Annotated in this window: 27 protein-coding genes, 3 tRNA genes and 1 pseudogene; 13 read left to right on the plus strand and 18 right to left on the minus strand. The window is 61.7% G+C overall.

All coding sequences use genetic code 11. From position 1 onward, the window contains the following. The first annotated feature begins 45 nt into the window (after positions 1 to 45). Positions 46 to 981 (plus strand): S1 RNA-binding domain-containing protein, encoded by a 936-nt coding sequence (locus tag EIO64_RS00110; protein WP_021750677.1) that lies wholly within the window; start codon positions 46 to 48, stop codon positions 979 to 981. Here the strand turns inward: EIO64_RS00110 and EIO64_RS00115 are convergent. The 5 genes from EIO64_RS00115 to EIO64_RS00135 form a co-directional block, all read right to left on the minus strand. Further along, positions 962 to 2,230 (minus strand): replication-associated recombination protein A, encoded by a 1,269-nt coding sequence (locus tag EIO64_RS00115; RefSeq protein WP_119310974.1) that lies wholly within the window; start codon positions 2,228 to 2,230, stop codon positions 962 to 964. The genes EIO64_RS00110 and EIO64_RS00115 overlap by 20 nt on opposite strands. A gap of 125 nt (positions 2,231 to 2,355) precedes the next feature. Next, entirely contained in the window at positions 2,356 to 3,429 is a 1,074-nt protein-coding gene (locus EIO64_RS00120) for a M24 family metallopeptidase (protein ID WP_021750679.1), read from the minus strand. A 4-nt stretch (positions 3,430 to 3,433) separates the two neighbouring features. Then, positions 3,434 to 4,690: a peptidase T gene (gene pepT / locus EIO64_RS00125; RefSeq protein WP_021750680.1), complete on the minus strand. Its 1,257-nt coding sequence runs from the start codon at positions 4,688 to 4,690 to the stop codon at positions 3,434 to 3,436. 15 nt (positions 4,691 to 4,705) lie between these two features. Further along, positions 4,706 to 5,833, minus strand: coding sequence for an aminopeptidase (locus EIO64_RS00130; protein WP_021750681.1), 1,128 nt, complete (start codon positions 5,831 to 5,833; stop codon positions 4,706 to 4,708). Between the two features lie 87 nt (positions 5,834 to 5,920). Beyond that, the gene (locus EIO64_RS00135) at positions 5,921 to 7,333 is read right to left on the minus strand and encodes a sodium:solute symporter family protein (protein WP_021750682.1); all 1,413 of its coding nucleotides are present in this window, start codon (positions 7,331 to 7,333) and stop codon (positions 5,921 to 5,923) included. 166 nt (positions 7,334 to 7,499) lie between these two features. Here EIO64_RS00135 and nth point away from each other — a divergent pair, with 166 nt between their 5' ends. The 4 genes from nth (at position 7,500) to EIO64_RS00155 (ending at position 9,336) form a co-directional block, all read left to right on the plus strand. Further along, a complete protein-coding gene (gene nth, locus EIO64_RS00140) occupies positions 7,500 to 8,144 on the plus strand; it encodes an endonuclease III (protein ID WP_021750684.1) in 645 nt (214 codons plus the stop codon). A 115-nt stretch (positions 8,145 to 8,259) separates the two neighbouring features. Then, positions 8,260 to 8,520 carry a hypothetical protein gene (locus EIO64_RS00145; RefSeq protein ID WP_025544228.1) on the plus strand — a complete coding sequence of 87 codons (261 nt, stop codon included), beginning with the start codon at positions 8,260 to 8,262 and terminating at the stop codon, positions 8,518 to 8,520. A 30-nt stretch (positions 8,521 to 8,550) separates the two neighbouring features. Then, a complete protein-coding gene (locus EIO64_RS00150; protein WP_021750686.1) occupies positions 8,551 to 8,976 on the plus strand; it encodes a hypothetical protein in 426 nt (141 codons plus the stop codon). Between the two features lie 3 nt (positions 8,977 to 8,979). After that, positions 8,980 to 9,336 carry a hypothetical protein gene (locus tag EIO64_RS00155; RefSeq protein WP_119310975.1) on the plus strand — a complete coding sequence of 119 codons (357 nt, stop codon included), beginning with the start codon at positions 8,980 to 8,982 and terminating at the stop codon, positions 9,334 to 9,336. 44 nt (positions 9,337 to 9,380) lie between these two features. Here the strand turns inward: EIO64_RS00155 and EIO64_RS00160 are convergent. Together EIO64_RS00160 and EIO64_RS00165 are read right to left on the minus strand one after the other, a co-directional pair. Next, positions 9,381 to 9,474: transfer RNA gene (locus EIO64_RS00160), tRNA-Ser, on the minus strand. 27 nt (positions 9,475 to 9,501) lie between these two features. Next, positions 9,502 to 9,589: transfer RNA gene (locus EIO64_RS00165), tRNA-Ser, on the minus strand. Between the two features lie 168 nt (positions 9,590 to 9,757). Between EIO64_RS00165 and EIO64_RS00170 the strand changes: the two genes are divergently transcribed. After that, a tRNA-Pro gene (locus EIO64_RS00170) sits at positions 9,758 to 9,833 on the plus strand. 515 nt (positions 9,834 to 10,348) lie between these two features. Continuing rightward, the gene (locus EIO64_RS00175; RefSeq protein WP_136891750.1) at positions 10,349 to 11,041 is read left to right on the plus strand and encodes a M15 family metallopeptidase; all 693 of its coding nucleotides are present in this window, start codon (positions 10,349 to 10,351) and stop codon (positions 11,039 to 11,041) included. A gap of 75 nt (positions 11,042 to 11,116) precedes the next feature. Here the strand turns inward: EIO64_RS00175 and EIO64_RS00180 are convergent, their stop codons facing one another. Genes EIO64_RS00180 through yedF form a run of 4 tightly spaced genes read right to left on the minus strand, consistent with a single transcriptional unit; the run spans position 11,117 to position 13,298 of the window. Continuing rightward, positions 11,117 to 11,290, minus strand: a complete 174-nt coding sequence (locus EIO64_RS00180; protein ID WP_021749945.1) for a DUF6472 family protein — start codon at positions 11,288 to 11,290, stop codon at positions 11,117 to 11,119. A gap of 12 nt (positions 11,291 to 11,302) precedes the next feature. Next, on the minus strand, positions 11,303 to 11,539 hold the full coding sequence (locus EIO64_RS00185; protein ID WP_021749944.1) for a putative Se/S carrier protein: 237 nt from the start codon (positions 11,537 to 11,539) through the stop codon (positions 11,303 to 11,305). A 2-nt stretch (positions 11,540 to 11,541) separates the two neighbouring features. Then, a complete protein-coding gene (locus EIO64_RS00190) occupies positions 11,542 to 12,684 on the minus strand; it encodes an aminotransferase class V-fold PLP-dependent enzyme (protein ID WP_136890636.1) in 1,143 nt (380 codons plus the stop codon). Further along, positions 12,681 to 13,298, minus strand: a complete 618-nt coding sequence (yedF, locus tag EIO64_RS00195; RefSeq protein ID WP_136890637.1) for a sulfurtransferase-like selenium metabolism protein YedF — start codon at positions 13,296 to 13,298, stop codon at positions 12,681 to 12,683. Before yedF ends, EIO64_RS00190 begins: the two co-directional genes overlap by 4 nt. Positions 13,299 to 13,729: 431 nt before the next feature. Between yedF and EIO64_RS00200 the strand changes: the two genes are divergently transcribed. Further along, positions 13,730 to 14,986 carry a diaminopimelate decarboxylase gene (locus tag EIO64_RS00200; protein ID WP_136890638.1) on the plus strand — a complete coding sequence of 419 codons (1,257 nt, stop codon included), beginning with the start codon at positions 13,730 to 13,732 and terminating at the stop codon, positions 14,984 to 14,986. A gap of 78 nt (positions 14,987 to 15,064) precedes the next feature. On the opposite strand, the gene EIO64_RS00205 is transcribed toward EIO64_RS00200, so the two are convergent. After that, positions 15,065 to 15,610 carry a DUF4352 domain-containing protein gene (locus EIO64_RS00205; protein WP_025544618.1) on the minus strand — a complete coding sequence of 182 codons (546 nt, stop codon included), beginning with the start codon at positions 15,608 to 15,610 and terminating at the stop codon, positions 15,065 to 15,067. A gap of 153 nt (positions 15,611 to 15,763) precedes the next feature. Then, entirely contained in the window at positions 15,764 to 16,132 is a 369-nt protein-coding gene (locus EIO64_RS00210; protein WP_021749938.1) for a VOC family protein, read from the minus strand. A gap of 246 nt (positions 16,133 to 16,378) precedes the next feature. Between EIO64_RS00210 and EIO64_RS00215 the strand changes: the two genes are divergently transcribed. From EIO64_RS00215 to EIO64_RS00225, 3 genes are read left to right on the plus strand one after another with little or no spacing between them, the layout of a single operon-like run. Continuing rightward, the gene (locus EIO64_RS00215; protein WP_021749936.1) at positions 16,379 to 16,609 is read left to right on the plus strand and encodes a FeoA family protein; all 231 of its coding nucleotides are present in this window, start codon (positions 16,379 to 16,381) and stop codon (positions 16,607 to 16,609) included. Further along, entirely contained in the window at positions 16,606 to 18,615 is a 2,010-nt protein-coding gene (feoB, locus tag EIO64_RS00220) for a ferrous iron transport protein B (RefSeq protein ID WP_021749935.1), read from the plus strand. The genes EIO64_RS00215 and feoB overlap by 4 nt, the downstream gene beginning before the upstream one ends. 11 nt (positions 18,616 to 18,626) lie before the next feature. Continuing rightward, entirely contained in the window at positions 18,627 to 18,773 is a 147-nt protein-coding gene (locus EIO64_RS00225; RefSeq protein WP_021749934.1) for a hypothetical protein, read from the plus strand. A gap of 97 nt (positions 18,774 to 18,870) precedes the next feature. On the opposite strand, the gene EIO64_RS00230 is transcribed toward EIO64_RS00225, so the two are convergent. From EIO64_RS00230 to trpS, 4 genes are read right to left on the minus strand one after another with little or no spacing between them, the layout of a single operon-like run. Then, positions 18,871 to 19,620, minus strand: coding sequence for a hypothetical protein (locus tag EIO64_RS00230; RefSeq protein ID WP_021749933.1), 750 nt, complete (start codon positions 19,618 to 19,620; stop codon positions 18,871 to 18,873). A gap of 37 nt (positions 19,621 to 19,657) precedes the next feature. Continuing rightward, positions 19,658 to 20,806, minus strand: a complete 1,149-nt coding sequence (gene wecB, locus EIO64_RS00235) for a non-hydrolyzing UDP-N-acetylglucosamine 2-epimerase (RefSeq protein WP_025544616.1) — start codon at positions 20,804 to 20,806, stop codon at positions 19,658 to 19,660. Beyond that, positions 20,807 to 21,952, minus strand: a complete 1,146-nt coding sequence (locus EIO64_RS00240; protein ID WP_021749931.1) for an MraY family glycosyltransferase — start codon at positions 21,950 to 21,952, stop codon at positions 20,807 to 20,809. Positions 21,953 to 21,965: 13 nt separating this feature from the next. Then, positions 21,966 to 22,973: a tryptophan--tRNA ligase gene (trpS, locus tag EIO64_RS00245; RefSeq protein WP_021749930.1), complete on the minus strand. Its 1,008-nt coding sequence runs from the start codon at positions 22,971 to 22,973 to the stop codon at positions 21,966 to 21,968. A gap of 191 nt (positions 22,974 to 23,164) precedes the next feature. On the opposite strand from trpS, the pseudogene mtnN reads away from it, so the two are divergent. Together mtnN and EIO64_RS00255 are read left to right on the plus strand one after the other, a co-directional pair. Beyond that, positions 23,165 to 23,889 (plus strand): annotated as a pseudogene (gene mtnN / locus EIO64_RS00250) (5'-methylthioadenosine/S-adenosylhomocysteine nucleosidase). Continuing rightward, entirely contained in the window at positions 23,886 to 24,116 is a 231-nt protein-coding gene (locus EIO64_RS00255) for a DUF6485 family protein (protein WP_021749928.1), read from the plus strand. The pseudogene mtnN and the gene EIO64_RS00255 overlap by 4 nt, the downstream one beginning before the upstream one ends. 78 nt (positions 24,117 to 24,194) lie before the next feature. On the opposite strand, the gene fba is transcribed toward EIO64_RS00255, so the two are convergent. After that, complete coding sequence (gene fba, locus EIO64_RS00260; protein WP_021749927.1) at positions 24,195 to 25,163, minus strand: class II fructose-1,6-bisphosphate aldolase; 969 nt, start codon at positions 25,161 to 25,163, stop codon at positions 24,195 to 24,197. Positions 25,164 to 25,191 lie beyond the last annotated feature (28 nt).

Raw genomic sequence — 25,191 nt, forward strand, 5'->3', positions numbered from 1 at the left:
TGGAACAACACGCCGCCGTTGCGGCAGATAGGATGCGATTACAATATGCCGGAAAACAAGCTGTATCCGCCGGAGGGCCTGCGCCCTCCCTCTTCTTTCACGCTCCAGAGCCTGCGGGAGGCCATGGAGCAGAACACGGTGCTGGAGGATCGGGTCCTCCGGTGTGATGCCGGACACAACCTGCTTCTCTCCCTGGGAGGCATCCAGGCCCGCATTCCCCGGGAGGAGGTCCTCTCCCCCTGGATCAGCGGGGCCCAGCGGGACATCGCCGTCCTCTCCCGGGTGGGAAAGCCCGCCTGTTTTCTCGTGACGGCCCTCCGGGCCGATGAAAAGGGCGCGCCCACGGCACTGCTCTCCCGCCGGGCCGTTCAGGAGCGGGCCATGGACTTCTTCCTGGAGCACCTGCGCCCAGGCTCCGTGGTCACTGCGGTGGTGACGCATCTGGAGTCCTTCGGCGCTTTTTTGGATATCGGCTGCGGCATCGTGGCTATGCTGCCCATCGAGCACATCTCCGTCTCCCGCATTTCCCATCCGAAGGAGCGGTTCCGGCCCGGGCAGAAGATTCTGGCAGCCGTCCGGTCCATAGACCGGGAGAAGCGCCGGATCACCATGACTCACAAGGAGCTGCTGGGCACCTGGATGGAGAATGCCAGCTGGTTTCATCCCGGCGAGACAGTCCGGGGCGAGGTCCGCAGCGTGAAGGAGTACGGCAGCTTCATCGAGCTGGCCCCCAACCTCTCCGGCCTGGCAGACGCCCGGGAGGACCTGCGCCCGGGGGACGGCGTCTCTGTCTACATCAAGTCCATCCGTCCGGAGCGGATGAAGATCAAGCTCCAGGTGATCGAAAAGCTGCCGCCCTTGGCAGAGCCGGAGCCGCTGCGCTATCAGATCACCGACGGGGTACTGGACCGGTGGGTCTACTCCCCTGCCGGGTATGAGAAGCCGGCCGTGGAGACGGTGTTCACGGCTGAGGACCCTTGATCTCGTCCCAGTAGTGCTTGGCGGCCTGCTCCGTCTTGTTATCGCCGTATTCGTAGTAATGGACACCCTTCAGGGCATCGGGCAGATACTGCTGCTGTACCCAGTGGCGGGGAAAGTCGTGGGGGTACAGGTAGCCCTGCTCCCGCTCCATACCGGCGGAGTCCGCGTGAACGTTCTGCAGTTCCCGGGGCACGTCCCCGGTGCGGCCTGCCCTCACGTCTGCCCAGGCCCTGCCGATACCGGCTGTCACGCTGTTGGACTTGGGGGCCGTGGCCAGCAGGATAGCCGCCTGGGCCAGGGGCAGCTGGGCCTCCGGCAGCCCCAGCTGCATGGCAGTATCCACACATGCCTTCACAATGGAGACCGCCTGGGGGTACGCCATCCCCACATCCTCGCTGGCGGAGCACAGCAGCCGCCGGCAGGGGGTGATGAGGTCCCCCGCCTCCAGAAAGCGGGCCAGGTAGTGGAGCGCCGCATCCGGGTCGCTGCCCCGGAGGGACTTCATCAGGGCGGAGGCGGCGTCGTACATGGCGTCGCCGCCTCTGTCGTACCGCATGGCGCTGCGCTGGGCCACCTGCTCCACGTCGTCCAGGGTCAGCATCAGCTTCCCATCTCTGGGCATGGCTGCCCGGCACAGAAGTTCCACCGCATTGATGGCCTTGCGGACGTCGCCGCCGCAAGCGGTGGCGATCTGCCGGGGCACATCCTGCTCCCAGTCCAGGGGCAGAGGCGAACGGTCCTGCTCGATCTTCAGTGCCCGCAGGACAGCGGGTTCCACCTCCTCCGGCGACACGGCCTTGAACTCAAACACCGTGCTGCGGGACAGCAGGGCTCCGTACACATAAAAGTACGGGTTCTCCGTGGTGGAGGCGATGAGGGTCAAAGAGCCGTTCTCCATGAATTCCAGCAGGCTCTGCTGCTGCTTCTTATTGAAGTACTGAATCTCGTCCAGGTACAGCAGAATGCCCCCTGGGGCCAGCAGCGTCCCCACGTCGGCAATGATGTCCTTCACGTCCTGCAAGGATGCGGTGGTGGCGTTGAGCCGGTGGAGGGTCTTATTGGTCTGCCGGGCGATGATGTTGGCGATGGTGGTCTTTCCGGTGCCGGAGGGGCCGTAGAACACCATATTCGCCTCCGTGCCGCTGTCGATCAGCCGCCGGAGCACGGCGCCGGGGGAGAGCAGATGCCGCTGGCCCACCACCTCGTCCAATGTTTTGGGGCGGATCTCATCCGCAAGAGGCCGCTGCATGGCGGCACCCCCTTCCCTGTTGATCTCGGAACATTCATTATAGCATGGCCCATTGGAAATTTCCACCGGGAAAACGCCAAAAAGCCGGGAAGACAGTCCGTCCTCCCGGCTTTCGGCCTGTAAACTCAGCCAACGGTCTTCCAGTGCTTGTCCACGTGGTTCAAAATCTCGCAGCCGTCCTCCGTCACCAGCACTAGGTCCTCCACCCGGACACCGAATTCGCCGGGCAGATACACGCCGGGCTCAATGGAGAAGATCATACCCGGCTTGGCCAGGGTGGTGTTGGTGGCGCTGACGTCGCCCTTCTCATGCTCCGTCTGGCCGATGAAGTGGCCCAGCCGGTGGGTGAAGTATTCTCCGTATCCGGCGGCGGAGATGTGGTCCCGTGCGGCCTTGTCCAGGTCGCACAGGGGCACGCCGGGCCGCAGCATGGACTCCGCCAGCTCGTTGGCCTCCCGCACCAGGTCGTGGATGGCGGCGTACTTGGGATCCGCCGCCCTGCAGAAGAAGGTCCGGGTCATGTCGGAGCAGTAGCGGTTCTTCCGGCAGCCCATGTCAATGACGATGCAGTCCCCAGCCTTCAGGCGGGTCTGGTCCGCCTCGTGGTGGGGGTCCGCGGCGTGGGCGCCGTAGGAGACGATGGGCAGGAACGCAGTGGAGTCACAGCCCTCGGCGGCATACTGGGCCACGATGTAGTCGGCCACCTCCCGCTCGGTCATGCCCTCTTTCATGTAGGCGGCAGCCCGCTCCATCACCACGTCGTTGATGCGGGAGGCCTCCCGCATCAGGTCCCGCTCCACCGCGTCCTTGCAGGCCCGGGCGTCGTCCACGCAGTCGGAGGCCAGCACATACTTGCAGCTGGGATTGTGGGCCATCAGGGGCAGCAGAAACCGGGCGGGCCAGTCCTTGTCCACGCCCATGTCTTTTTCCCCGTCCACGGCATTTGCCAGAATGGCGAGATAGTCGTCCGTGTCGGAGAACCACACCTGCTCATAGGGTGCCTCCGGCACCGGGAACAGTTTGTTCAGAAATAACTTGTGCTGTCCGTCCTTCCGCAGGTAAAAGGCGTACAGCCGTTCAAACGGGAACACATCGTACCCTGTCAGATACCAGATGCTGTCCGGATCGGACACGAGCATCTGCTCCAGGCCCATCCGTTCCATGGCGGCCAGTACGCGGCTGATTCGCTCCTGATACATGATGTCACCCCTCTTTTTTTCCGATAATGGTCTCCACCAGCTCCGGAGAGACCAGAGCCTTTACGGTCTTGACGCCGGTTTTCAGGGACTCTACCGGCGCATACTCGTACCGGCCGTGGGCGTTGTGGCCCGCGCTGGGCAGGTTGGGGCACAGCAGGCCCTTGTAGGTCAGCACACTGCCGTCAGTGCCGCCCCGGATGGGAGAATGGGTGGGGTGCTCAATGCCGGCGGCCTTCATGGCGGACTCTGCCAGCTCCAGAATCTCCATGTGGTCCTTCAGCACCTCGTACATATTGTAGTACTGGTCGTGGGTGTCCACCACCGCGGTGCCGTCGCCCCAGCGGCGGTTGATCTGCTCCGCGGCCTTGTCCATCATGGCCTTGCGCTCCTGAAACCGCTTCATGTCGTGGTCCCGGACGATATACTCCATCGTGGCCTTCTCCGCCTTGCCGTGCATCTCCTGCAGATGGAAGAAGCCCTCGTACCCCTCCGTGTGGGCGGGGGTCTCCAGCGCCGGCAGCAGGGCGTTGTACTCCATGGCGATCAACAGGGCGTTGCGCATCTTGTCCTTGGAGGTGCCCGGGTGGATGCTGAAGCCGTTGATGGTCACCACGGTCTTGGCGGCGTTGAAGGTCTCGTACTCATAGTCGGTGATATCGCCGCCGTCCAGGGTATAGGCAAAGTCCGCGCCGAAGCCGGATACATCGAAGAAGCTGGCGCCCATGCCGATCTCCTCGTCCGGGGTGAAGCCCAGGCAGATTTTGCCGTGGGGAGCCTTCTCTGCCAGCAGCTCCTCCACCGCCTGAAGGATGATGGCGATGCCCGCCTTGTCATCCGCCCCCAGCAGGGTGGTGCCATCGGTGCAGACCAGCTCCTGACCCACGAATTTCTGCAGCTCCGGGAACTGGGCGGCCTCCATGACGATGTTCTGCTCCCGGTTCAGCACCACGTCCCCGCCGGTGTAGTGGATGATCTGGGGTTTCACGTCCTTGCCGGTCATGTCCGGGGTGGTGTCCATGTGGGCGATCAGGCCGATGGCGGGCAGCTGTTCGCACCCCGGCGTGGCATCCAGGGTGGCGTAGACGTAGCACTTGTCATCGTACCGGGCGTTTTCGATGCCAAGGCCGTGGAGCTCCTCTACCAGCAGCTTGGCCATGTCGAACTGGCGGTCCGTGCTGGGGGTGACAGTGCGGCCGGCGTGGTAGTCACTCTCGCTGTACACCTTGGCGTAGCGGATCAGGCGGTCAACAACGGTATCCATGTTCTAGATTCCTCCTTATTCTTCCTTGGAGAGCAGATTCTCCGGATTCAGGCATTTCAATTCGTCCAGCACGAAGAGGCCGTCCTTGCGGATCAGCACGTCATCGAACCAGATCTCGCCCCCGCCGTACTCCGGCGTCTGGATCTGGATCAGGTCCCAATGGACGGCGGAATGGTTGCCGTTGGAGGCATTGTCGTAGCTGTTGCCGGGGGTCAGGTGGAAGCTGCCGGCGATCTTCTCGTCGAACAGAATGTCCCCGATGGGGTGGTTGATCTCCGGGTTCACACCGAAGGCGAACTCGCCGATGTACCGGGCGCCCTCGTCGATGTCCAGGATCTCGTTCATATAGTCCGTGTTGTTGCTGGTGGCCTTGACGATCTTGCCGTCCTTGAACTCCAGATACACGTCCCGGAACAAAAAGCCGTCATAGGGGGACGGCACGTTGTAGGTGATGTGCCCGTTGACGGAGTTCTTCACGGGCGAGGTGTAGATCTCGCCGTCGGGGATGTTCCGGTTGCCGTGCATCCCGAAGCTGGGGATGCCCTTGATGGAGAAGGAGATGTCCGTGCCGGGAGCGACGATGCGAACCTTGTCAGTCCTGGCCATCAGGTCCTGGAGGGGCTGCATGGCCCGGCCCATCTTGTCGTAGTCCACCAGGCAGGCCCGGAAATAGAAGTCCTCATACTCTTCCGTGGAAACGCCCGCCAGCTGGGCCATGGCATCGTTGGGGTACCGGAGCACGGACCACTTGGTATGGTTGCACCGCTCCGCCAGATGGATGGGGCCCCAGTAATACTGGCGGTAGCGCTTCTGGGCCTCGTCGCTGACGTTGTGCCACATGCTGATATTGGTGGTGGCCCGAATGTCGATATAGGCGTCCATGTCCCGCATCCGCTCCAGCTCGTAGGAGGCGATCTCCTCCATGTGCTCCGCGTCGGCTCCCTGGACCAGGGCACCCTCCACGGCGTAGTCGAAGATGTGGACAAAGGGCTTGCCGCCCACAGCATAGGCTTCCTGGACCAGGGACTTCATCAATCCGGTCTCACTGCCGTGGAGCTCAATCAGGATCTTCTCGCCCTTCTCCAGGCCCACAGCGCTGCGGATCAGGAACTGGGCGAATTTGCGGATACGGGGATCTTCCATGGTGGTTCCTCTCTTTCCTTTCAGTCCTTGCGCGTCACCGCACAGAAAAAACGGGGCAGAAGAGCATCTCTTCTGCCCCGCCTGGAATCAGTTGTCCTGGTACAGGGCTTCCAGAGACCGCTTGGGATCGTTGCAGCGGGTCACGGCGCTGACGATCAGTATGGCAATCACCGAGGCAGGCACCGCCACAATGGCGCACTGGATGCCGTAGGGCGTGCCCATCAGCGTCCAGATGATCGTGACCAGACCGCCCACCAGGATACCGGCCATGCCGCCGGCGGGCGTCACCTTCTTGGAGAAGAGGGCGAACAGGATCGCCGGGGTGATGGCGGCGCCGTACATGGTGTAGGCCGTCATCTGCAGGGACAGCACAGTGGGGAAATACAGCGTCAGCGCCACAGCGATGAAGCTGAACACAATGATGGTACCCCGGAGGACCAGCATCTTCTGCTTGTCGGTGGCATCCTTGCGGATGTACTTTACATAGATGTCGTTGGTCAGGTTGGTGGCAGAGGAGAGCAGATAGCTGTCCGCCGTGGTGACGATGAAGGCCATGCAGGCGCACATCACCAGCGCACCGAAGGCCAGAGGCAGGTAGTCCACCGCTACCTGGAAGATCACATTGGAGGGAACGTCCAGGGTGGGATACAGCTTGGCTGCCTGGGTGACTACCAGGACAATGCTGATGATGACCAGGATCTCGCCGATGAACATGCCGATGTTGGACTTCTTGGCCTCGTCGCTGTTTTTGGCAGAGGCGAACCGCTGCAGCATGTTCTGGTCGCCCAGCATCAGGGCCAGGGAGGGCAGGAAGTAGCCCAGCAGCTCCCAGCCGGACATACCGCCGGTAATGGTCATCTTCTCCGGAGGCAGAGTGGCGCCCTGAGAGTTGGCCACGCCGATCAGGAAGGGAATCGCCAGGAAGAAGCCGCCGATCATCAGCAGGGCGCTGATGGCGTCGGAATAGGCCACAGACACCAGACCGCCGCCCACGGTGATGATGGCGATCAGGGCTGTGCAGATGGTCAGGGCCAAGCCGTGGGAGATCTCAATCCCGCTGGAAGCGCACAGCAGCACGATGATGTCCGCCGCAGCCTTCAGCTGGGTGGCCAGCACGCCCACATAGGCCAGCATGACGCACAGGGCGGCGATGATGCTGGCGGCCTTGCCGTAACGGGCGCCCATGATCTCCGGCACCGTGACCTTGTTGGACTTGCGGACCTTGCCGGCGATGAAATACAGCAGGATGATGCCGATGGGCGGCGCCGCAAAGGTGATGAGACCCACCCAGGGGCCGCCGGTGTACACCACGCTGGCGGAGCCGGTGATTCCGCCGCCGCCGCACCAAGTAGCAAGCAGTGTGCCCACCAGGATGATGAAGGGGATCCGGTGGCCGCCGGTCACCATGTCATCCGAGGTCTTGACTTTCTTCCGGGCCACGATCAGCCCGAAGATCGTGAGCAGCACCAGATAGGCGCTGATCGCAACAATGTAAGTCATATATTCTCCTTCTCCTCACACAATAGAATAATAAAGAGATTTTACTCTTTCAGGGGAATAATGTCAAGTTGTATCCCGTCCGGCGTATGCGCCGGCATCCGGACGCGGCAATTTTTCTCTGGCTTTTTGTCGAAATCTGTGGTATCCTGTCCCCGAGGTGAGCGACATGACATCCAAGGCTGCGGTGAACCGCATCATTGAGACACTGAAGGGCATTTACCCGGACGGGCTGTGCTCCTTACAATATAAAAAGGACTACGAGTTGCTGTTTGCGGTGCGCCTGTCCGCCCAGTGCACAGACGAGCGGGTGAACAAGGTGACCCCGGCGCTGTACGCCCGCTTCCCTACCCTGGAAAGTTTTGCCGAGGCGGATCCGGCGGAGGTGGGAGAATACATCCACTCCTGCGGCTTTTACAACGGCAAGGCCCGGGACATCGTGGCCTGTGCCCAGAAGCTGGTGAATGAATACGGCGGCAGAGTCCCCGGCACCATGGAAGAACTGACCGGCCTTCCCGGCGTGGGGCGCAAGACCGCCAATCTGATTCTGGGGGACGTGTTCGGCCAGCCCGCCTATGTCTGCGACACCCACTGCATCCGCATCACGGGACGGCTGGGGATCACCGACGGCTCCAAAGATCCCCTTCAGGTGGAGCGGCAGCTGCGGGAGCGGATCCCTCCCAAGGAGTCCAACAACTTCTGCCACCGGATGGTGCTCTTCGGCCGGGATACCTGCACCGCCCGCTCCCCCAAGTGCGAGGGCTGCCCCCTGGCAAAGGACTGCGACACCGCCAAAGCCGCCAGACGGGGCTGACAGCATTGGAATCACTCTGGAACTTCACGTGTCTGCGCAATGCGCAGGCACGTTTTTTTGTCTTCCCTCATATACTGAGATGAAATCCATCCGACAGACGGCACAAGGAGGCACTATGGACGAACAGACGGCCCGTATGATCCAACAGCTGAAAAGCAACCCCGCCATGCTCCAGGCGCTGATGCAGTCCCGGGACGGGCAGGCGCTGATGCAGATGCTCTCCGGGGGAGACCGTGGAGCATCTCTCCAGCGGGCGGCCCAGTCCGCCGCCAAGGGCAACCCGGCGGAGATGGTCCGCATGGTGAACCAGCTGATGCAGAGCCCGGACGGCGCAGCTTTGATCGACCGCATCAACAAGACCATGAACGGCCGGTAACGGCAAGTACAGAAAGGGGGCGGACCGGCGGTGGCGGAATTCGACGATAAACTGAACAGCATTCTCTCCAACCCGGACGCCATGGCACAGATCATGCAACTGGCCCAGTCTCTCTCCGGTGGGACCGGAGGAAACAACGCCGCCAATGCGCCGCCCCCTCCCCCGTCCCAGCCGGGCGGTTCTTCTCCCGGCTGGGGCCAGCAGCCGCAGACTCCGCCGCCATCCGGCGGCGATCCTCTCTCCGCCCTGGCCGGTGGGCTGGATCCGCAGCTGCTCCTGCGGTTCCTGCCCCTGATCCAGGAGCTGGGAGGAGCACGGGACTCCAACGCCCGGCAGCTGCTGTACGCACTGCGGCCCTATCTCAAGCCGGAGCGGCAGGAGAAGGTGGAACGGGCTCTCCAGCTGGCGCGCCTGTTCCACCTGGGCCGGAAATTTCTGGCTGGATGGGAGGGGTGAGACATGTATAACCGCTACATCCGCAACGACCAGGGCACCTACACCCGTATCCCGGAGGAGGAGCCCCGGCATACACAGGGCGGCACCTCCCCTTCCGGTCAGCCGGAACACCCGCCATCCGGCGGCGGGCAGCAGCCTCCCCATTGGGACAGCGCCCCCCCGCCCCGCCCTGATCCTCCCCCCTCCGGCGAGAATGGGCCGGACAGCCTCAGCAGCCTGCTCCGGCATCTGCTGGACCAGTTTCACCTGAGCAGTGTGGATTCCGGGGACCTGCTGCTGTTGGCCATCCTCTTCTTCCTCTTCCGGGAGGGCGCGGATGAAGAGCTGCTGGTGGCCCTGGGCCTGCTGCTGATCTTGTAAATGACAGAAAAAACACGCCGCAAGCATTCTGTGCTTGCGGCGTGTGGCGCAGAAGGAGGGATTTGAACCCTCGCGGCGTTTTTTAGACACCCTACTCCCTTAGCAGGGGAGCCCCTTCGGCCTCTTGGGTACTTCTGCAGATACGATATTCACTGATTAAAGATGTGGCGGAGAGAGTGGGATTCGAACCCACGGACGCTTGCGCGTCGCCGGTTTTCAAGACCGGTTCCTTCAACCGCTCGGACATCTCTCCATCATGGAAAGGCGCCATCCGTCGGACGCCTGATTATTATACTATATCGATTGGCGATTTGTCAACAATCTGCTCCCATTTTTATTTTTTTAATTTTTTTCATTTTAGGGGTTGCATTTCCAGAAACAGTATGCTATTATAACTGAGCTGACTTCGAGCAGCACATTTCCGGGTGTGGCGCAGTTGGTAGCGCGCTTGACTGGGGGTCAAGAGGCCGTGAGTTCAAGTCTCGCCACTCGGACCAATCGAAGCATCCAATTTGGATGCTTCGATTTTTTTTACTTTCACCGACATCTCCCCTGGCTTGTTTGTGACTGGCCGCACACATTGCCCGCTCGGCAATGTGTGCGGCCTTATTGTTCAGAATATACCGGCGGAAACAAACACAGCATCCATGTTGTACAGATTGCGGCGGGCGTCTTCTGATTCGCAGTCCCCCCTGCTCTTCCGCTGCCGACCTAGCTGTCCGGAGATTGCATGCCATGACCGGCCATCTAAAGATTTCCCCATTTTGAAACTTTTTTCGACAAACCGGCGTCTATTAGGTAGAGCAGAACCAAAAGCAACAGATCACATAGGCTCCCGAGGAGGACTCCCATGGTTTATACAAATGATAGAGCCGCAGACGTACATAGCTCAAAAGGGCGGCGTAGAAAGCGCTCCCGCAGACTGCGCTGGCCTTTGAAGCTTTTCTGCATGTGTCTGGTATTGTCTGCCGTGGTTTTGACTATACGCACAGTGAGATCCTTTTCCGCCCCCATGTCTGCGTTGGAGCCTGCGGAACAACTGACGGAGCAGCACCCGGAGTCTTCGCTGCAGGAACCCGATGCCCTGCCGCCGGTCGAGCTGAATCCGGCCCCCCAGTCCGGCGCCGTTACTCCGGATGACTGGCAGATCCTGCTGGTGAACCGCTGGAACCCTTTGCCCGATGGATACACGTTTGAACGGACAAAGCTGAAGTATGGCCACTCGGTGGATTCCAGAGCATACCCGGATCTGCAGGAGATGATGGACGACTGCCGGGCAGCGGGATTGGACCCGGTGATCTGCTCGTCCTACCGGACACAGGCCAAGCAGCAGGAGCTGTACGAAAACAAGCTCCAGCGTTTGATAGAAGAGGGATATTCATACGAAAACGCCGTCACGGAGGCTGGAACTGTGGTAGCCGTACCGGGCACCAGTGAGCACCAGACGGGCCTGGCCCTGGACATTGTAGACGCCTCCTATCAGATTTTGGACCAGGGGCAGGAGGACACCCTGGTCCAGCAGTGGCTGATCGAGCACAGCTGGGAATACGGTTTTGTCCTGCGCTATCCCAACGCCAAAAGCGAGATCACAGGCATTATCTATGAGCCCTGGCACTACCGCTATGTGGGCCGGGAAGCCGCCCGGGAGATGACGGAGCTTGACCTGTGCCTGGAGGAATACGTGGACTGGCTCTCCGCCCAGTGAGCCATCGTATATATGCAAACGACGCCTTGGACATCGTATCTGTCCAAGGCGCTGTTTTGTCATGGTTCGTCGTGCTCACTGCCGTCTGGCCGTGCGGTAATCGTCGCCGGGCCGGTAGAAGGGACAGTCCCGTGTGCCGCCACGGAGAAACCGCTCCATTTCGTCCTCGTCCAGGTCCGCTTCGCAGACGTAAGCCGCCAGTTCCTCGTCGTAGTCGTAGTAGACACACTCCTCGCAATTTGCCGACATGCTCTCTCCTCCTCACAGCAGGACGGCGTACAGGCCGTCCACGTCCAGTCTTTCCCGGATCACCAGGGCCTCCAGATCCGCCCGGGCCGACGGCGGCGCAGACCAGCACATCCCGCAGCCGGCGGTGATGCTCCGGGGCACCGGAATCAGCCGCCCCGGCAGCCCCGCCGCCTGGCAGGCCCGCTCCATGGCCATGGCCCCGGTGGTGGTGGCGAAAGTTACCACGAACCGCTCCTCTTTTTTCCGCATGGTCAGACTGCCTCCGCCGCCAGGATACGGACCGCCTCTGCAGCCGCGTCGGTCTCTGCCTCTGTATTGAAATAGGACCAGGAGAACCGCACCGCGCCCTGGTCCTCGGTCCCCAGCGCCCGGTGGAGCCGGGGGGCGCAGTGGGCGCCGGGCCGGGTGGCGATCTCAAACCGCTCCGCCAGCTCGTCCGCCACCTCCGAGGAGTCCAGATCAGCGATATTCAGGGACACGATAGGCGCCCGGAGCTGTACAGCAAAATTCCCATACACTTTTACGCCAGGAATGGTTCTAACGGTTTCATAGAACCGCCGGGACAGGACGGACTCGTGCATGCGGACTGCGTCCCAACCGGTACGCTTCAGAAACGCCAAAGATGCTCCCAGGCCGGCAATACCATGGCTGTTGAGGGTCCCCGCCTCCAGCCGGGTGGGATAGGCCTCCGGCTGGGTCTCAGAGTAGCTCTGGACGCCGGTGCCGCCCACGGCAAAGGGGCGAATCTCCACCCCCGCTCCCACACAGAGCCCGCCGGTGCCCTGGGGGCCCATCAGGCTTTTGTGGCCGGTGAAGCACACCACGCTGATGTGCTGCCGTTCCATGTCAATGGGAAATACCCCTGCGGTCTGGGAGGCATCCAGAATGAACAGAAGCCTGTGCTTCTGGCAGAAGTTCCCCACCCGCTGGATGTCCATCAGATCCCCCGTCAGGTTGGAGCCGTGGGTGCACACCACTGCCTTTGTATTCGGCCGCAGGAGCCGCTCAAAGTCCTCGTAGTCAATCCGCCCCTGCCGGTCTGCCGGGACGAAGTCCACCGCCCCTCCCTGCGCCCGCAGTCTGTACAGCGGACGCAGAACCGAGTTATGCTCCAGATCTGTGGAGATCACATGGTCCCCCGCCCCCAGCAGGCCGGAGATGGCGATGTTCAGCGCCATGGTGGAATTGGGCGTGAAGGCCACACGGTCCGCCCGGGAACAGCCGAAGAGAGCCGCCAGCGCCTGACGGACGCCGTAGATGCTCCGGGCCGCCTCCAGGGCCTCCGGATGGGTGCCCCGGCCGCTGTTGCCGTAGTCATTCATGGCCGCGGCCACCGCCTCTGCCACACTGGGAGGCTTGGGCCGGGTGGTGGCGGCGTTGTCCAGGTAGATCATGGCTTGATGACCTTCCCGGCATTGGCCAGGGCCTCCACAATGGCGTACATATTCGTGACGCCGCCCACAGCCAGCTTCTCCGCCAGACCGTAAAAGTTCAGGCAGGTGCCGCAGGTGAGGATCTCCACTCCCTGGGCCTCCATATTCCGCAGGTCCTCCAGAGATTCGGAACCCTCCACCGTCAGCTTGGCACCGCCGTTATAGAACAGGACGGTCCTGGGCAGCCGGGGCAGCTGGCTCACGGCAAAAAGGAAGCTCTTCATCAGCAGCTTCCCCAGTTCGTCGCTGCCCCGTCCCATAGTCTCTGAATCCACGGCCACCACCAAGTCGCCCCGGGCGTCCGGAACACAGGTCAGAGCAGGTTCCTCCGCCGGGGCATCTCCCACCGGCTCCGCCACTTCCATGGTCACCACAAACAGGTGCTCTCCCTTCTTCTCCGCCTGGACCGGCAGGTGGTTCCCCGCCGCCATGCGGGTCAGGTTCTGCACCGCGATCTCATTGTCCACCCGGACCTCCAGCGTTCCCGGCTCTCCCAGCTCCCGCAGGGCTTTCGTGGCCTTCACCACCGGAACGGGGCACGGCTCCCCCACAGCGTCCACGATCACAGTTTTCATCTTGTTCTCCTCTCCCCGCCCCTCGGCGGCTGTGTGTTTTATCCGTTCGCCTGCGGCAGGACGGAGGATTTAGAGCCCGTCCCCAGGCGATCTTTCCGGCCGCATACCGCTCGACCACCAGCCTAACGCTGCCCGCGCGCACAGAATCATCATCCGGACCGGCAGGGACAGTTCCGCTGCGGAGCGGTTGCCGCTCCTTCTAGGCGGGACGGCACTCTACGGCCATTGTATCGTCTCTTTCCTGGAAAAGCAAGGGATGTTTTTTGAAAAGAACATCGCTCTGCCTGTCTGTTTGGGAAAATCAAGGACTGTTTTTCCGTTTTTTGGGCAAATTTCTTGACAGAGACATGGATGTGCTCGTAAAATAGGACACATCTATAGCACCGCAAAATTCGACGCGGTAGAGTTTATGAAGATTTGAGGCTGTTGATATGAAGACCCCCTTTGTCACAAAGGACCAGCTGGAGGCCATCGCCGCCCAGTACCCCACCCCGTTCCACATCTATGATGAGCAGGGCATCCGGGAGAATGCCCGCCGCCTGCGGAAGGCATTTGCCTGGAATCCCGGCTACCGGGAGTATTTCGCCGTGAAGGCCGCTCCCACCCCTGCCCTGCTGAAGCTGCTGCACGAGGAGGGCTGCGGCTGCGACTGTTCCTCCATGACGGAGCTGATAATCTCGGAGCGGTGCGGCATCACCGGTGAGAACATCATGTTCTCCTCCAACGATACCCCGGCGGAGGAATTCCAGATGGCGGACCGGCTGGGCGCCATCATCAACCTGGACGATCTGACGCTGGTGGACTATCTGGAGCGGTCCATCGGCCATGTGCCGGAGAAAATCTGCTGCCGCTACAATCCCGGCGGCGTGTTCACCCTGGGCGAGACCCGGGAGGGCTTCCAGGTGATGGACAATCCCGGCGACGCCAAGTACGGCATGACCCGCGCCCAGATCGCGGAGGCATTTACCCGCCTTTCCGCCATGGGCGCCAAGGAGTTCGGCATCCACGCCTTCCTGGCCTCCAACACCCTGTCTAACGACTACTACCCCGCCCTCGCCCGCATTCTCTTCCAGCTGGCAGCGGAGCTGAAGGCGGAGACCGGCGTCCATATCACCTTCATCAACCTCTCCGGCGGCGTGGGGATCCCCTACCGTCCGGAGCAGCCTGCCAATGATATCGCCGTCATCGGCGAGGGAGTCCGCCGGGCCTATGAGGAGGTGCTGGTGCCCGCCGGGATGGGTGACGTGGCCCTGTATACCGAGCTGGGCCGCTTCATGACCGGTCCGTACGGGCATCTGGTCACCCGGGCCATCCACGAAAAGCACATCTATAAGGAGTACATCGGCGTGGATGCCTGTGCCTGCAACCTGATGCGTCCGGCCATGTACGGGTCCTACCACCATATCACCGTGATGGGCAAGGAGGACCAGCTCTGCGACCATAAGTATGACATCGCCGGCAGCCTCTGCGAGAACAATGACAAGTTCGCCGTGGACCGGATGCTGCCCAAGATCGACATGGGGGACCTGCTGGTGATCCACGACACCGGCGCCCACGGCTTCTCCATGGGCTACAACTACAATGGCAAGCTCCGCTCCGCCGAGCTGCTGCTGAAGGAGGACGGCTCCGTGGAGCTGATCCGCCGGGCGGAGACGCCGGAGGACTATTTCCGCACATTGGTCTGGTGAGGAAACCGCCCAGTCCCGCAGCAACGGATCAAAATCAAAAGCGCCACCGCAGGAGCGGTGGCGCTTTTTCTGTTTTTGTCAGGCGGAGGCACCTGTCTGGTCTTCAGCAGTGAAGTAGACGAAGAAAGTCTCGCCGGTGCTCTCCTCCCCGGAGTCATCCACAAACTGCTCCAGATAAGCGATGGAGAAGTCCGTAAAACCGGAGGGTACCTCATAGACCAGTTCGCCGCTGCGCTCCTCGTCCACGGCCATGGGATATGTACCGGGCAGCTGGTTCTCCCCCACCGGCTCCACTTCCGTATAGGTCTCCATGTCTGTGGTGATGGGATAGGCATAGGCGTCATCGCCGTCGTCCCACTGGACCTGGAAATCAGTGTCATACATCTCAATGCTCTGCTCGAAGGTGTTCTTTACGGTGATGTCCGCCACCAGCAGTACGTTCCCCTCCCCAGGGGTACGGCCCGCGTAGTCGCTGGTAAGGTATGCGCTGTTGACTGTGAAATCAAAGAAGTAGGTCTCCATGGTGTCGCCGGTGCGGCCCTCGCTGGAGCCGCTTCCGCCGCAGGCGGTCAGCCCCAGTGCCATCACCACAGCCGCCGCCAATGCAAACAGTCTCTGTTTCATTTCACTCTCTCCCTTGCCAAAAAATAGATCCGGGCCTCCGCCGCCCCCGGCAGAACGCCCCACGACCAATCTCAGTGTACCATGGCGCCCAGCCGGGCGCAACTGCCGTTCAAAAAAATTTTTCTCAGCGCGGGGGCTTCCCTTTGTGCACCTTTATCGGGTGGGGATGATCTCGATCCAGTATCCGTCGGGATCTGTCACAAAATAGATCCCCATGGCAGGATTCTCAAAGCAGATGCAGCCCATGGCGGCATGCTTGGCGTGGGCCGCCTCATAGTCCTCTGCCCGGAGGGCCAGATGGAATTCGCACTCCCCCAGGTCATACTTCTGGGGATGGTCCCGCAGCCATGTCAGCTCCAGGCGGAAGTCCGTTTTTCCATCCCCCAGGTAGACGATGATGAAGCTGCCGTCGGCCGCCGCCTTCCGCTCCCCCACCGGCTCCAGGCCCAGGGCCTCCTTGTAGAACGCAAGAGATTTGTCCAAATCCGCTACATTGAAATTGAAGTGATTGAATGTCAGCATAAGCTCCTCCTGATCGCCGGGGGCCCTCTGCCTCCGGCTTGGTTTGGGTTCAGTATAGCATTTCTGCCCCCTCCGGGGCAAGGCCCTTTCCAAACCCTGCCCGCCGCTTCTTCTTTTTATCCATGTTATACAATTTCCAGAGAAAAATTTGTCGGCTTTTGGCTTGTTTTATAGTTGCCTCCTAAAGTGCACGATGATAAACTTCTAATTGTTAGACAATGCTAACTTTTGAGGAGGAACGTTCCGATGACACTGGACAAGCTGCCCCTGGGGCAGGAGGCCGTCATCACGGCTGTGGGCGGCGAGGGCGCCCTGCGCTGCCGCCTGCTGGATATGGGGCTGATCCCGAAGACCCGCGTGCGGGTGGAGAAGGTCGCACCCCTGGGCGACCCGTTGGAGCTGCGGGTGCGGGGGTACTCCCTGTCCCTGCGGAAGGAGGACGCCGGGAAAATCGAAGTGGAGGTGGCCGGGACATGATTTTCGCACTGGCCGGCAACCAAAACTGCGGCAAGACCACGCTGTTCAACCAGCTCACCGGCTCCAACCAGCACGTGGGCAATTTCCCCGGCGTGACGGTGGATCAGAAGTCTGGCGCCATCCGGGGGGAAAAGGACTGCACGGTGGTCGACCTGCCGGGCATCTACTCCATCCGGCCCTATACGCCGGAGGAGATTGTCACCCGGGATTTCATCCTGAACCAAAAGCCCGACGGCCTCATTAATATCGTGGACGCCACCAATATCGAGCGGAACCTGTACCTGACGCTCCAGCTGATGGAGATGCGTATTCCCATGGTACTGGCCCTAAACATGATGGATGAGGTCACCGCCGGCGGCGGCACCATCGACGTGAAGGGAATGTCCCAGGCATTGGGCATCCCGGTGGTGCCCATCTCCGCTGTGAAAAACCAGGGCGTGGACGAGCTTGTGAAGGTTGCCGTCCAGACTGCCCGGACCAAGACGCTGCCTACGGTGTACGACTTCTGCTCCCCCGGACCGGTCCACCGGTGCATCCACGCGGTGGTCCACCAGATCGAGGATCACGCGGAGGCTGCGGGCCTTCCCGTCCGATTCGCCGCCACCAAGCTCATTGAGGGAGACGAGGACATCGTGACCCGCCTGGCCCTGGACCAGAACGAGCTGGAGCTCATTGAGCACAGCGTCAAGGAGATGGAGGACGAGTGCGGCATGGACCGCAATGCCGCACTGGCGGATATGCGCTACACCTTCATCGAAACCATCTGCTCCGGCACGGTGGTGAAGTGCCGGGAGTCCCGGGAGCGGGCCCGCAGCGAGGCCATCGATCGGGTGGTGACCAACAAATACCTGGCCCTGCCACTGTTCTTCGCCATCATGCTGGGCATCTTCTTCCTGACCTTTGAAGTCATCGGCGCCTTCCTGTCGGATCTGCTGGCCGCGGGGATCGATGCCCTCACCGCGGCGGTGGACAGCGGCCTCGCCGCCTATGGATTGAACCCCGTGGTCCACAGTCTGGTGATCGACGGCGTGTTCGCGGGAGTGGGCAGTGTACTGAGCTTTCTGCCCATCATCGTGGTGCTGTTCTTCTTCCTCTCCATTTTGGAGGACACGGGCTACATGGCCCGTGTGGCCTTCGTCATGGACCAGCTGCTGCGGAAGATCGGTCTCTCCGGCCGGAGCATTGTCCCCATGCTGGTGGGCTTCGGTTGCTCAGTGCCCGCCATCATGTCCACCCGGACACTGGCCTCGGAGCGGGACCGGCGGATGACCATCCTGCTGACGCCCTTCATGAGCTGCTCTGCCAAGATCCCTATCTACGGCGTGTTTTCCGCCGCCTTTTTCCCGAATCATGCCGCCCTGGTGATGATCGGGCTGTACATCCTGGGTATCCTGGTGGGCATCGTGGCGGCCAAGGTGCTGGGCACCACAGTCTACAAGGGCAACCCCGTGCCCTTCGTCATGGAGCTGCCCAACTACCGCTTCCCCTCCGCCAAAAGCGTGTGGCAGCTGTGCTGGGACAAGGCCAAGGATTTTCTGACCCGAGCCTTCACCATCATCTTCGTGGCCACCATCATCGTCTGGTTCCTCCAGACCTTTGACACCCGGCTGAACCTGGTGGATGACAGCGCCGACAGTCTGCTGGCCACCGTGGGTGCCTGGATCGCCCCGCTCTTCGCTCCTCTGGGCTTTGCCGATTGGCGGGTCTCCACTGCCCTCATCACCGGGTTCATCGCAAAGGAGTCCGTCATCTCCACCCTTGGAATCCTTACCGGGTCCGGCGCGGATGTCAGCACCGCCGCCCTGGGGACGCTGTTCACCCCTGTCACTGCCGCCGGGTTCCTTGCCTTCACCCTGCTGTACACCCCCTGCGTGGCCGCTATCTCCGCAGTGAAGCGGGAGCTGGGCTCCGGCTGGAAGGCCGCCGGTGTGGCGTTGAGCCAGTGCGTGATTGCCTGGATGGTGGCCTTCCTGGTCTACCACATCGCGGCGCTGCTGCTGGGATAGAGGAGGCTGCCATGCTGGAAGTTTTGATCCTGGCGGCCCTGGGCGTCTGGCTGGCGCTTGCCCTCCGTTCCTGCCTCCGCCGCAGAGGAAAGGGCTGCGGCGGCTGTGATGGCTGCTGTGACCGCTGCGGCGGTGCCTGCCGCAGCGCCCGCCGCTGACATACCCCATATTGTCGGTAAAACGGCCCCGGCGGAATGTTCCGCCGGGGCCTTGCTGAAAAGAACCCCCGCCGGCTGTCTCCGGTGGGGGTTCGCCTCATGTGTCCAGCAGCACCGTGCCGTCCGGCAGGATAAACCGGTCTGTGGAGGGGGTGCTCAGATCTGCCGTCAGGGATGCCATGCGGTAGATGGTCTCCCCCTCCAACAGCCGTTCCGACGCTACCAGTAAGCCTGTCTCCACGCTGACCCAGTACCGTTGGGTGTAACCCTCCGGATCCTGGACCGTCTCCACGTAAATGCAGTTCACATCGGAGACGCTGCGGTAATCCGCGGCGGCGATATCCTCCACCGGCAGGTCCAGGATGGTCTCATAGGTGGGGATGGCCTGCTCGTCATCCGGGGTGATGTCCCCCGCAGGGGCGCTGTAAACGCTGCTCTCGCTGCCATACCAGATATAAGTGATCTCCCCGTCGGTGATGGTGTGGCGAACCTGTCCGTCCGACAGGGAGCGGTCTGTCCGTGTCCAGCGGCCGCTGACCGTGACGGTGGTCTCAAAGGAACCGCTGCCGCCGTCCCACAGCTGCTCCACCCGGATCACCCGGCTGTACTGCCGCGGGCGGGTCAGCGTCTCAATGGCGGTCTGCACCGTCTCCGGCGTCACCGCGATCACTGTCAGGGCGTCACCGCCGGAGGCATTGGTATCCTCTGCCTGTCCGGGGGAGCTCCCCTCCTCCGGCAGCGTGATATGGGAGGAGCGGCGCAGACTGTTGCTGAACATCAGGATCAGAACCATCACCACCAGGACAATAAAGCCCGCGGTGATCCGGTTCAGCTTCCGTTTCTCCATCTCCGCCCTCCTCTCTCAGGGTGCCGTCCGCGGCAGGTCAGACGCCGAATTCTGCCGGCCGATCCCGCCGCAGGCCGAACTTCCACTCGATGGCATCGGCAATCCGGCGGCAGGCATGGCCGTCACCGTAAGGATTCACCGCGTGGGCCATGGCGTCGTAGGCGCTCTTGTCCCGGATCAGCCGCTCCGCCATGGTGACGATGTCATCCTGTACCACGCCGCAGAGCTTCACGGTCCCGGCCTCTACCGCCTCCGGCCGCTCCGTCTCCCGGCGCATCACCAGCACCGGCTTGCCCAGGGCAGGGGCCTCCTCCTGGAGACCACCGGAGTCTGTCAGCACCAGATAAGACCGGGCCATAAGGTTATGCATCTCGTCCGCCGGCAGCGGGTCGATGAGATGGACCCGGGGCGCGCCCCGAAGATAGGTGTCCACTGCTTCCCGCACCACCGGGCTCAGGTGCACCGGGTACACCAGCTCCACGTCCCGGTTCTCCTCGGCGATCTGCCGCAGGGCCAGCATGATGTTCTTCATCGGCTCGCCATAATTCTCCCGCCGGTGGCAGGTAACAAGAACGATCTTCTTCTCCCCATAGGGCAGCTGATTCAGCTCCTCTGTGGAAAAGCGGTAGTCCGGCCGGACTGTGGTCTTCAAAGCGTCGATGACCGTGTTGCCGGTGACGAACAGCCCCTTGGTAATACCCTCCCGCTCCAGGTTGGCCCGATTGTTGGCGGTGGGACAGAAATACAGGTCCGCAATGGCGGACACCAGCTTCCGGTTCATCTCCTCTGGAAAGGGAGAATACTTGTCATAGGTTCGCAATCCTGCCTCCACGTGCCCAACGGACACCTGATGGTAAAAGGCTGACAGGGCACCGGCAAAGGTGGTGGAGGTGTCCCCGTGAACCAGGATCATATCCGGCTTCAGGGCGTCGATGGCCTCGTCCATGCCGGTGAGGCACTTGCTGGTGATGGTGGACAGCGTCTGCCGGGGGGTCATGATGTCCAGATCCCAGTCCGGCTTCACCTGAAAGACCTCCAGCACGCTGTCCAGCATCTGCCGGTGCTGGGCGGTGACGCAGCAGAGGCTCTCGATCCCCTCCCGATTCGCCAGCTCCTGCACCAGGGGGCACATCTTGATGGCCTCCGGCCGGGTGCCGAAGACGCTCATGATCCGCAGCTTTTCCATTTACTTCTCCTCCGTCTTTCCATCATCCTCCGGCTTGTCCGCTGGATGATGGCCGTGGTGGCCGTGCTCCTTCAGCTCCTCCAACTCTTCGTGCAGCTCCTCCTTGACCTCCTTGGGGAACACCACCCGGGCGGCCACCACTGCCACGATGCACAGCACCAGGAACAGCAGCATGGCCCGGCCCTCCCCGCTGGTAGTCAGCACCACGGCGCTCAAGCCCAGGATGGCAGAGATCACGTACAGAGTAGCCACCGCCTGCTTCTGGTTCAGGCCCATGTCGATGAGCCGGTGGTGGATGTGGCTCCGGTCGGCGTGCATGGGGCTCTGGCCGTGGGCGATGCGGCGGATGAAGGCAAAGGCGGTGTCAAAGATGGGCAGTCCCAGAATCAGGAATGGCACCGCAAAGGAGATGATGGCATAGAACTTGAACAGGCCCTGGATGGACATGGTGGCCAAAATGTAGCCCAGGAAGGTGGCGCCGGTGTCGCCCATAAACATCTTGGCGGGGTTCATGTTGTAGGGCATGAAGCCCACGCAGGCCCCCACCAGGGCCGCCATCACCACAGCCACCTGAAACTGCCCGCCAATGAGGGCGATCACCAGCACTGTGGTGGCGGAGATGGCGGAGACGCCGTTGGCCAGGCCGTCCAGGCCGTCGATCAGGTTCACCGCGTTGGTGATGGCAACAATCCAAAGCACCGTCAGGGGCACGGAGAGATTTCCCAGCACCCAATAGGGATTGTCCGAAAAGACGTTGGGGTTGGAAAACGCCTGGATCACCACGCCGTGGGTGGCGGGGATCAGGGCGGCCACGATCTGCACCACAAATTTCAGCAGCGCCGGCAGGGCCATGATGTCGTCCACCACGCCCAGCACCACGATGATAACGGCTCCCAGCAGGATGCTGCGCATCTCGGCCGTGATCTCCACAAACAGCAGGATGCTGACCATGAAGCCGATAAAGATGGCCAGTCCCCCCAGCCGGGGGATGGGAGTCTTGTGCATCCGGCGGGCGTCCTTGGGTACGTCGATGGCCCCCACCTTGTAAGCAAAAGTCTTGACGATGGGCGTCATCAGAAAGCTGACGACCAGCGCCACCAGCAGCGCCAGCAGCGTATAGGCGATCAGCCGGTTTTCGATCAACATGATGTCTCCTCCATCACCGGGGCAGGAAGCCCACCTTTTTATAGACCTTGTTCAGGGTCCGGTTGGCTACATAGGCCGCCTTCTCCGCACCGGCGCGGTAGACGCTCTCCAGATAGCTCTTGTCCGCCAGCAGGCGCTCCGTCTCCTCCCGGATGGGCCGCAGCAGCTCCACCACGGACTCACCCACCGCCTGCTTGAAGTCGCCGTAGCCATGGCCGGCGAACTCCTGCTCGATGGTCTCAAAGCTCTTGCCGGTGGCCACGGCGTAGATCTGCATCAGGTTGGACACACCGGGCTTGTCGGCCGGGTCAAAGCGGACGCAGGCCTCGGAGTCCGTCACGGCCTTCTTGAACTTGCGCAGGATGTCCTCCGGCTTTTCCAGCATGTAGACGCAGCCGTTGGGGTCCTTGTCGGATTTGCTCATCTTCTTTTCCGGGCTGGTGAGGCTCATGACCCTGGCGCCCACCTGTGGGATATAGGGATCCGGCAGCTTAAAGGTATCACCGTAGATCCCGTTGAACCGGGTGGCGATGTCCCGGCAGATCTCCACGTGCTGCTTCTGGTCGCCGCCCACCGGCACCAGGTCTGCCTGGTACAGCAGGATGTCGGCGGCCATCAGGGCCGGATAGGTGAAGAGGCCGGCGTTGATGTTGTCGGCGTTCTTGGCGGACTTGTCCTTGAACTGGGTCATGCGGCTGAGCTCGCCGAACATGGTGTAGCAGTCCAGTACCCAGCCCAGCTGGGCGTGGGCAGGCACGTGGGACTGGACGAACAGCACGTTTTTCTCCGGGTCCAGGCCGCTGGCAATGTAGGCCGCCACCTGGGTCAGGGTATGCCGCCGCAGCTCAGCGGGCACCTGCCGCACTGTGATGGTGTGCATGTCTGCCAGCATGTAGTAGCAGTCATATTCGTCAGCCAGAGCCGCCCAGTTCTTGATGGCCCCCAGATAGGAACCCAGGGTCAGGTCGCCGGAGGGCTGGATGCCGCTCAGGATTCGTTTTTTCTGTACTTCGTTTTCCATTTTGTATCCACCTCAAATACTCAAGCTGCCAGGCATCTCTGCCGGATGGCGGCCGGTTTTCCTTATATCGAGATAACTATTATATTATACCATACAACATTATTCTGTGCAATCTTTGATTGCGCTCCCAGACGTTGCGTGTTACAATACCCCCATAACCGCAGCTGCTCTGCAAAGAGGAGGGATGGGACGTGCTCCCCAAAATCGGAATCCTGTGCGCCGGAGATGACGAGCTCGCGCCGTTCCTGCCTCTTCTGGACAGGCGCTCCGTCCGCCGGCAGGCCATGCTCACGATCCACGAGGGATGGATCTCCAGCGTTCCTGCCGCCGCTCTGTACAGTGGTGTCTGCAAGGTCAATGCGGCCATCGCTGCCCAGGTCCTCATTGACAGCTGCCGGGTGGAAGCCATCATCAATGCGGGCACAGCAGGAGGCATCGACCCATCCATCTCCATCTTTGATACCGTCATCAGCACAGAGACCGCCTATCACGATGTAGCTGAGGATATTCTCACGGAGTTCCATCCCTGGATGGACTCCATCTGGTTCCCGGGGACCCCTTCCTGCTCTCCTTGGCCACCCAGGCGGCCCAGGACTCCGGCCGCCCCGTCCGCTTCGGGCGGATGGTGACCGGAGAAGCCTTTCTCTCTGGCCCTGGGACAGAGGCCGTGCGGTCCGCATTTCACCCCCTTTGCGCGGATATGGAATCCGCGGCCGTTGCCCATGTCTGCCATGCAAACGGCATCCCATTCCTCTCCATTCGCACCATCACCGATTCGGCCGACCGATCCGCCGCCGCCTGCTTTGAGGAAAACTGCCGCCGGGCTTCTGAAATCGCAGCCCAGGTGACCCACGCCCTGTTGAAACGCCTGGCCGTCAGCGAGTCCTACCCGATTGAAAAAGGAGAACTGCCATGACGCATTTCTGTACCTGCCAAAACACCGCCTGCCGCTGCCATCCCTCCAACCATAGCCAGGGGTGCGATCTGTGCATTCAGAAAGAGCTGCGCAAAGGCGAGATCCCCAGCTGCTTTTTCAATCTGGTGATCCGACCCGGGGAGACAGTGGAGGATTGTACCATGGCGGCCTTCGCCCGACGGGTGCTGGAGCGGGAGGCGGAGATGGCCGCCTCTGATAAACAGTAGCTGACCCCGGACAGAAAAACGGAGGGAGCGCATCGCGCTCCCTCCGCCTTCTTTTCAAAAACAGGGTCCGGGGCAGGCTCAGGCCTTGTGGTCGCAGCCCAGCACGTCCACGATCTTGTGGGACACCAGCTCCTTGATGGCGGCGCGGGCGGGCTTCAGGTACTCGCGGGGATCGAACTTGTCGGGGTGCTCCGCCATGAACTTGCGGATGGTGCCGGTCATGGCCAGACGCAGGTCGGAGTCAATGTTGATCTTGCACACGGCGCTACGGGCAGCCTTGCGCAGCTGTTCCTCGGGAATGCCCACGGCATCAGGCATCTTACCGCCGAATTCGTTGACCATACGGACGAACTCCTGGGGCACGGAAGAGGAGCCATGAAGCACAATGGGGAATCCGGGCAGGCGCTTCACGACCTCGTCCAGGATATCAAAGCGCAGGGGAGGCGGAACCAGCTCGCCCTTCTCGTTGCGGGTGCACTGGGCGGCAGTGAACTTGTAAGCGCCGTGGCTGGTGCCGATGGCGATAGCCAGGGAGTCGCAGCCGGTCTTCTCCACGAACTCCTGGACCTCCTCGGGATGAGTGTAGTGGGACTCCTCGGCAGAGACCTTCACGTCATCCTCGATGCCGGCCAGAGCGCCCAGCTCGGCCTCCACAACCACGCCGTGGTCGTGGGCGTACTCAACCACCTTCTTGGTGATTTCAATGTTCTCAGCAAAGGGCTTGCTGGAGGCGTCGATCATGACGGAGGTAAAGCCGCCGTCGATGCAGCTCTTGCAGGTCTCAAAGTCAGGGCCGTGGTCCAGATGCAGGGCGATGGGGATGTTGGGGCACTCGATGACGGCCGCCTCCACCAGCTTCACCAGATAGGTGTGGTTGGCGTAGGCCCGGGCGCCCTTGGACACCTGGAGAATCAGGGGAGCCTCCAGATCCCGGGCGGCCTCGGTGATGCCCTGGACGATCTCCATATTGTTGACGTTGAACGCGCCGATGGCATAGCCGCCGTCGTAGGCTTTTTTGAACATTTCGGTCGTGGTAACCAGTGCCATAAGATCAACTCCTGTTCATTTATTTGTC

Origin of the sequence: Dysosmobacter welbionis (genome assembly GCF_005121165.3) — a bacterium.
In the GTDB taxonomy this organism is placed as follows: Bacteria; Bacillota; Clostridia; order Oscillospirales; family Oscillospiraceae; genus Oscillibacter; species Oscillibacter welbionis.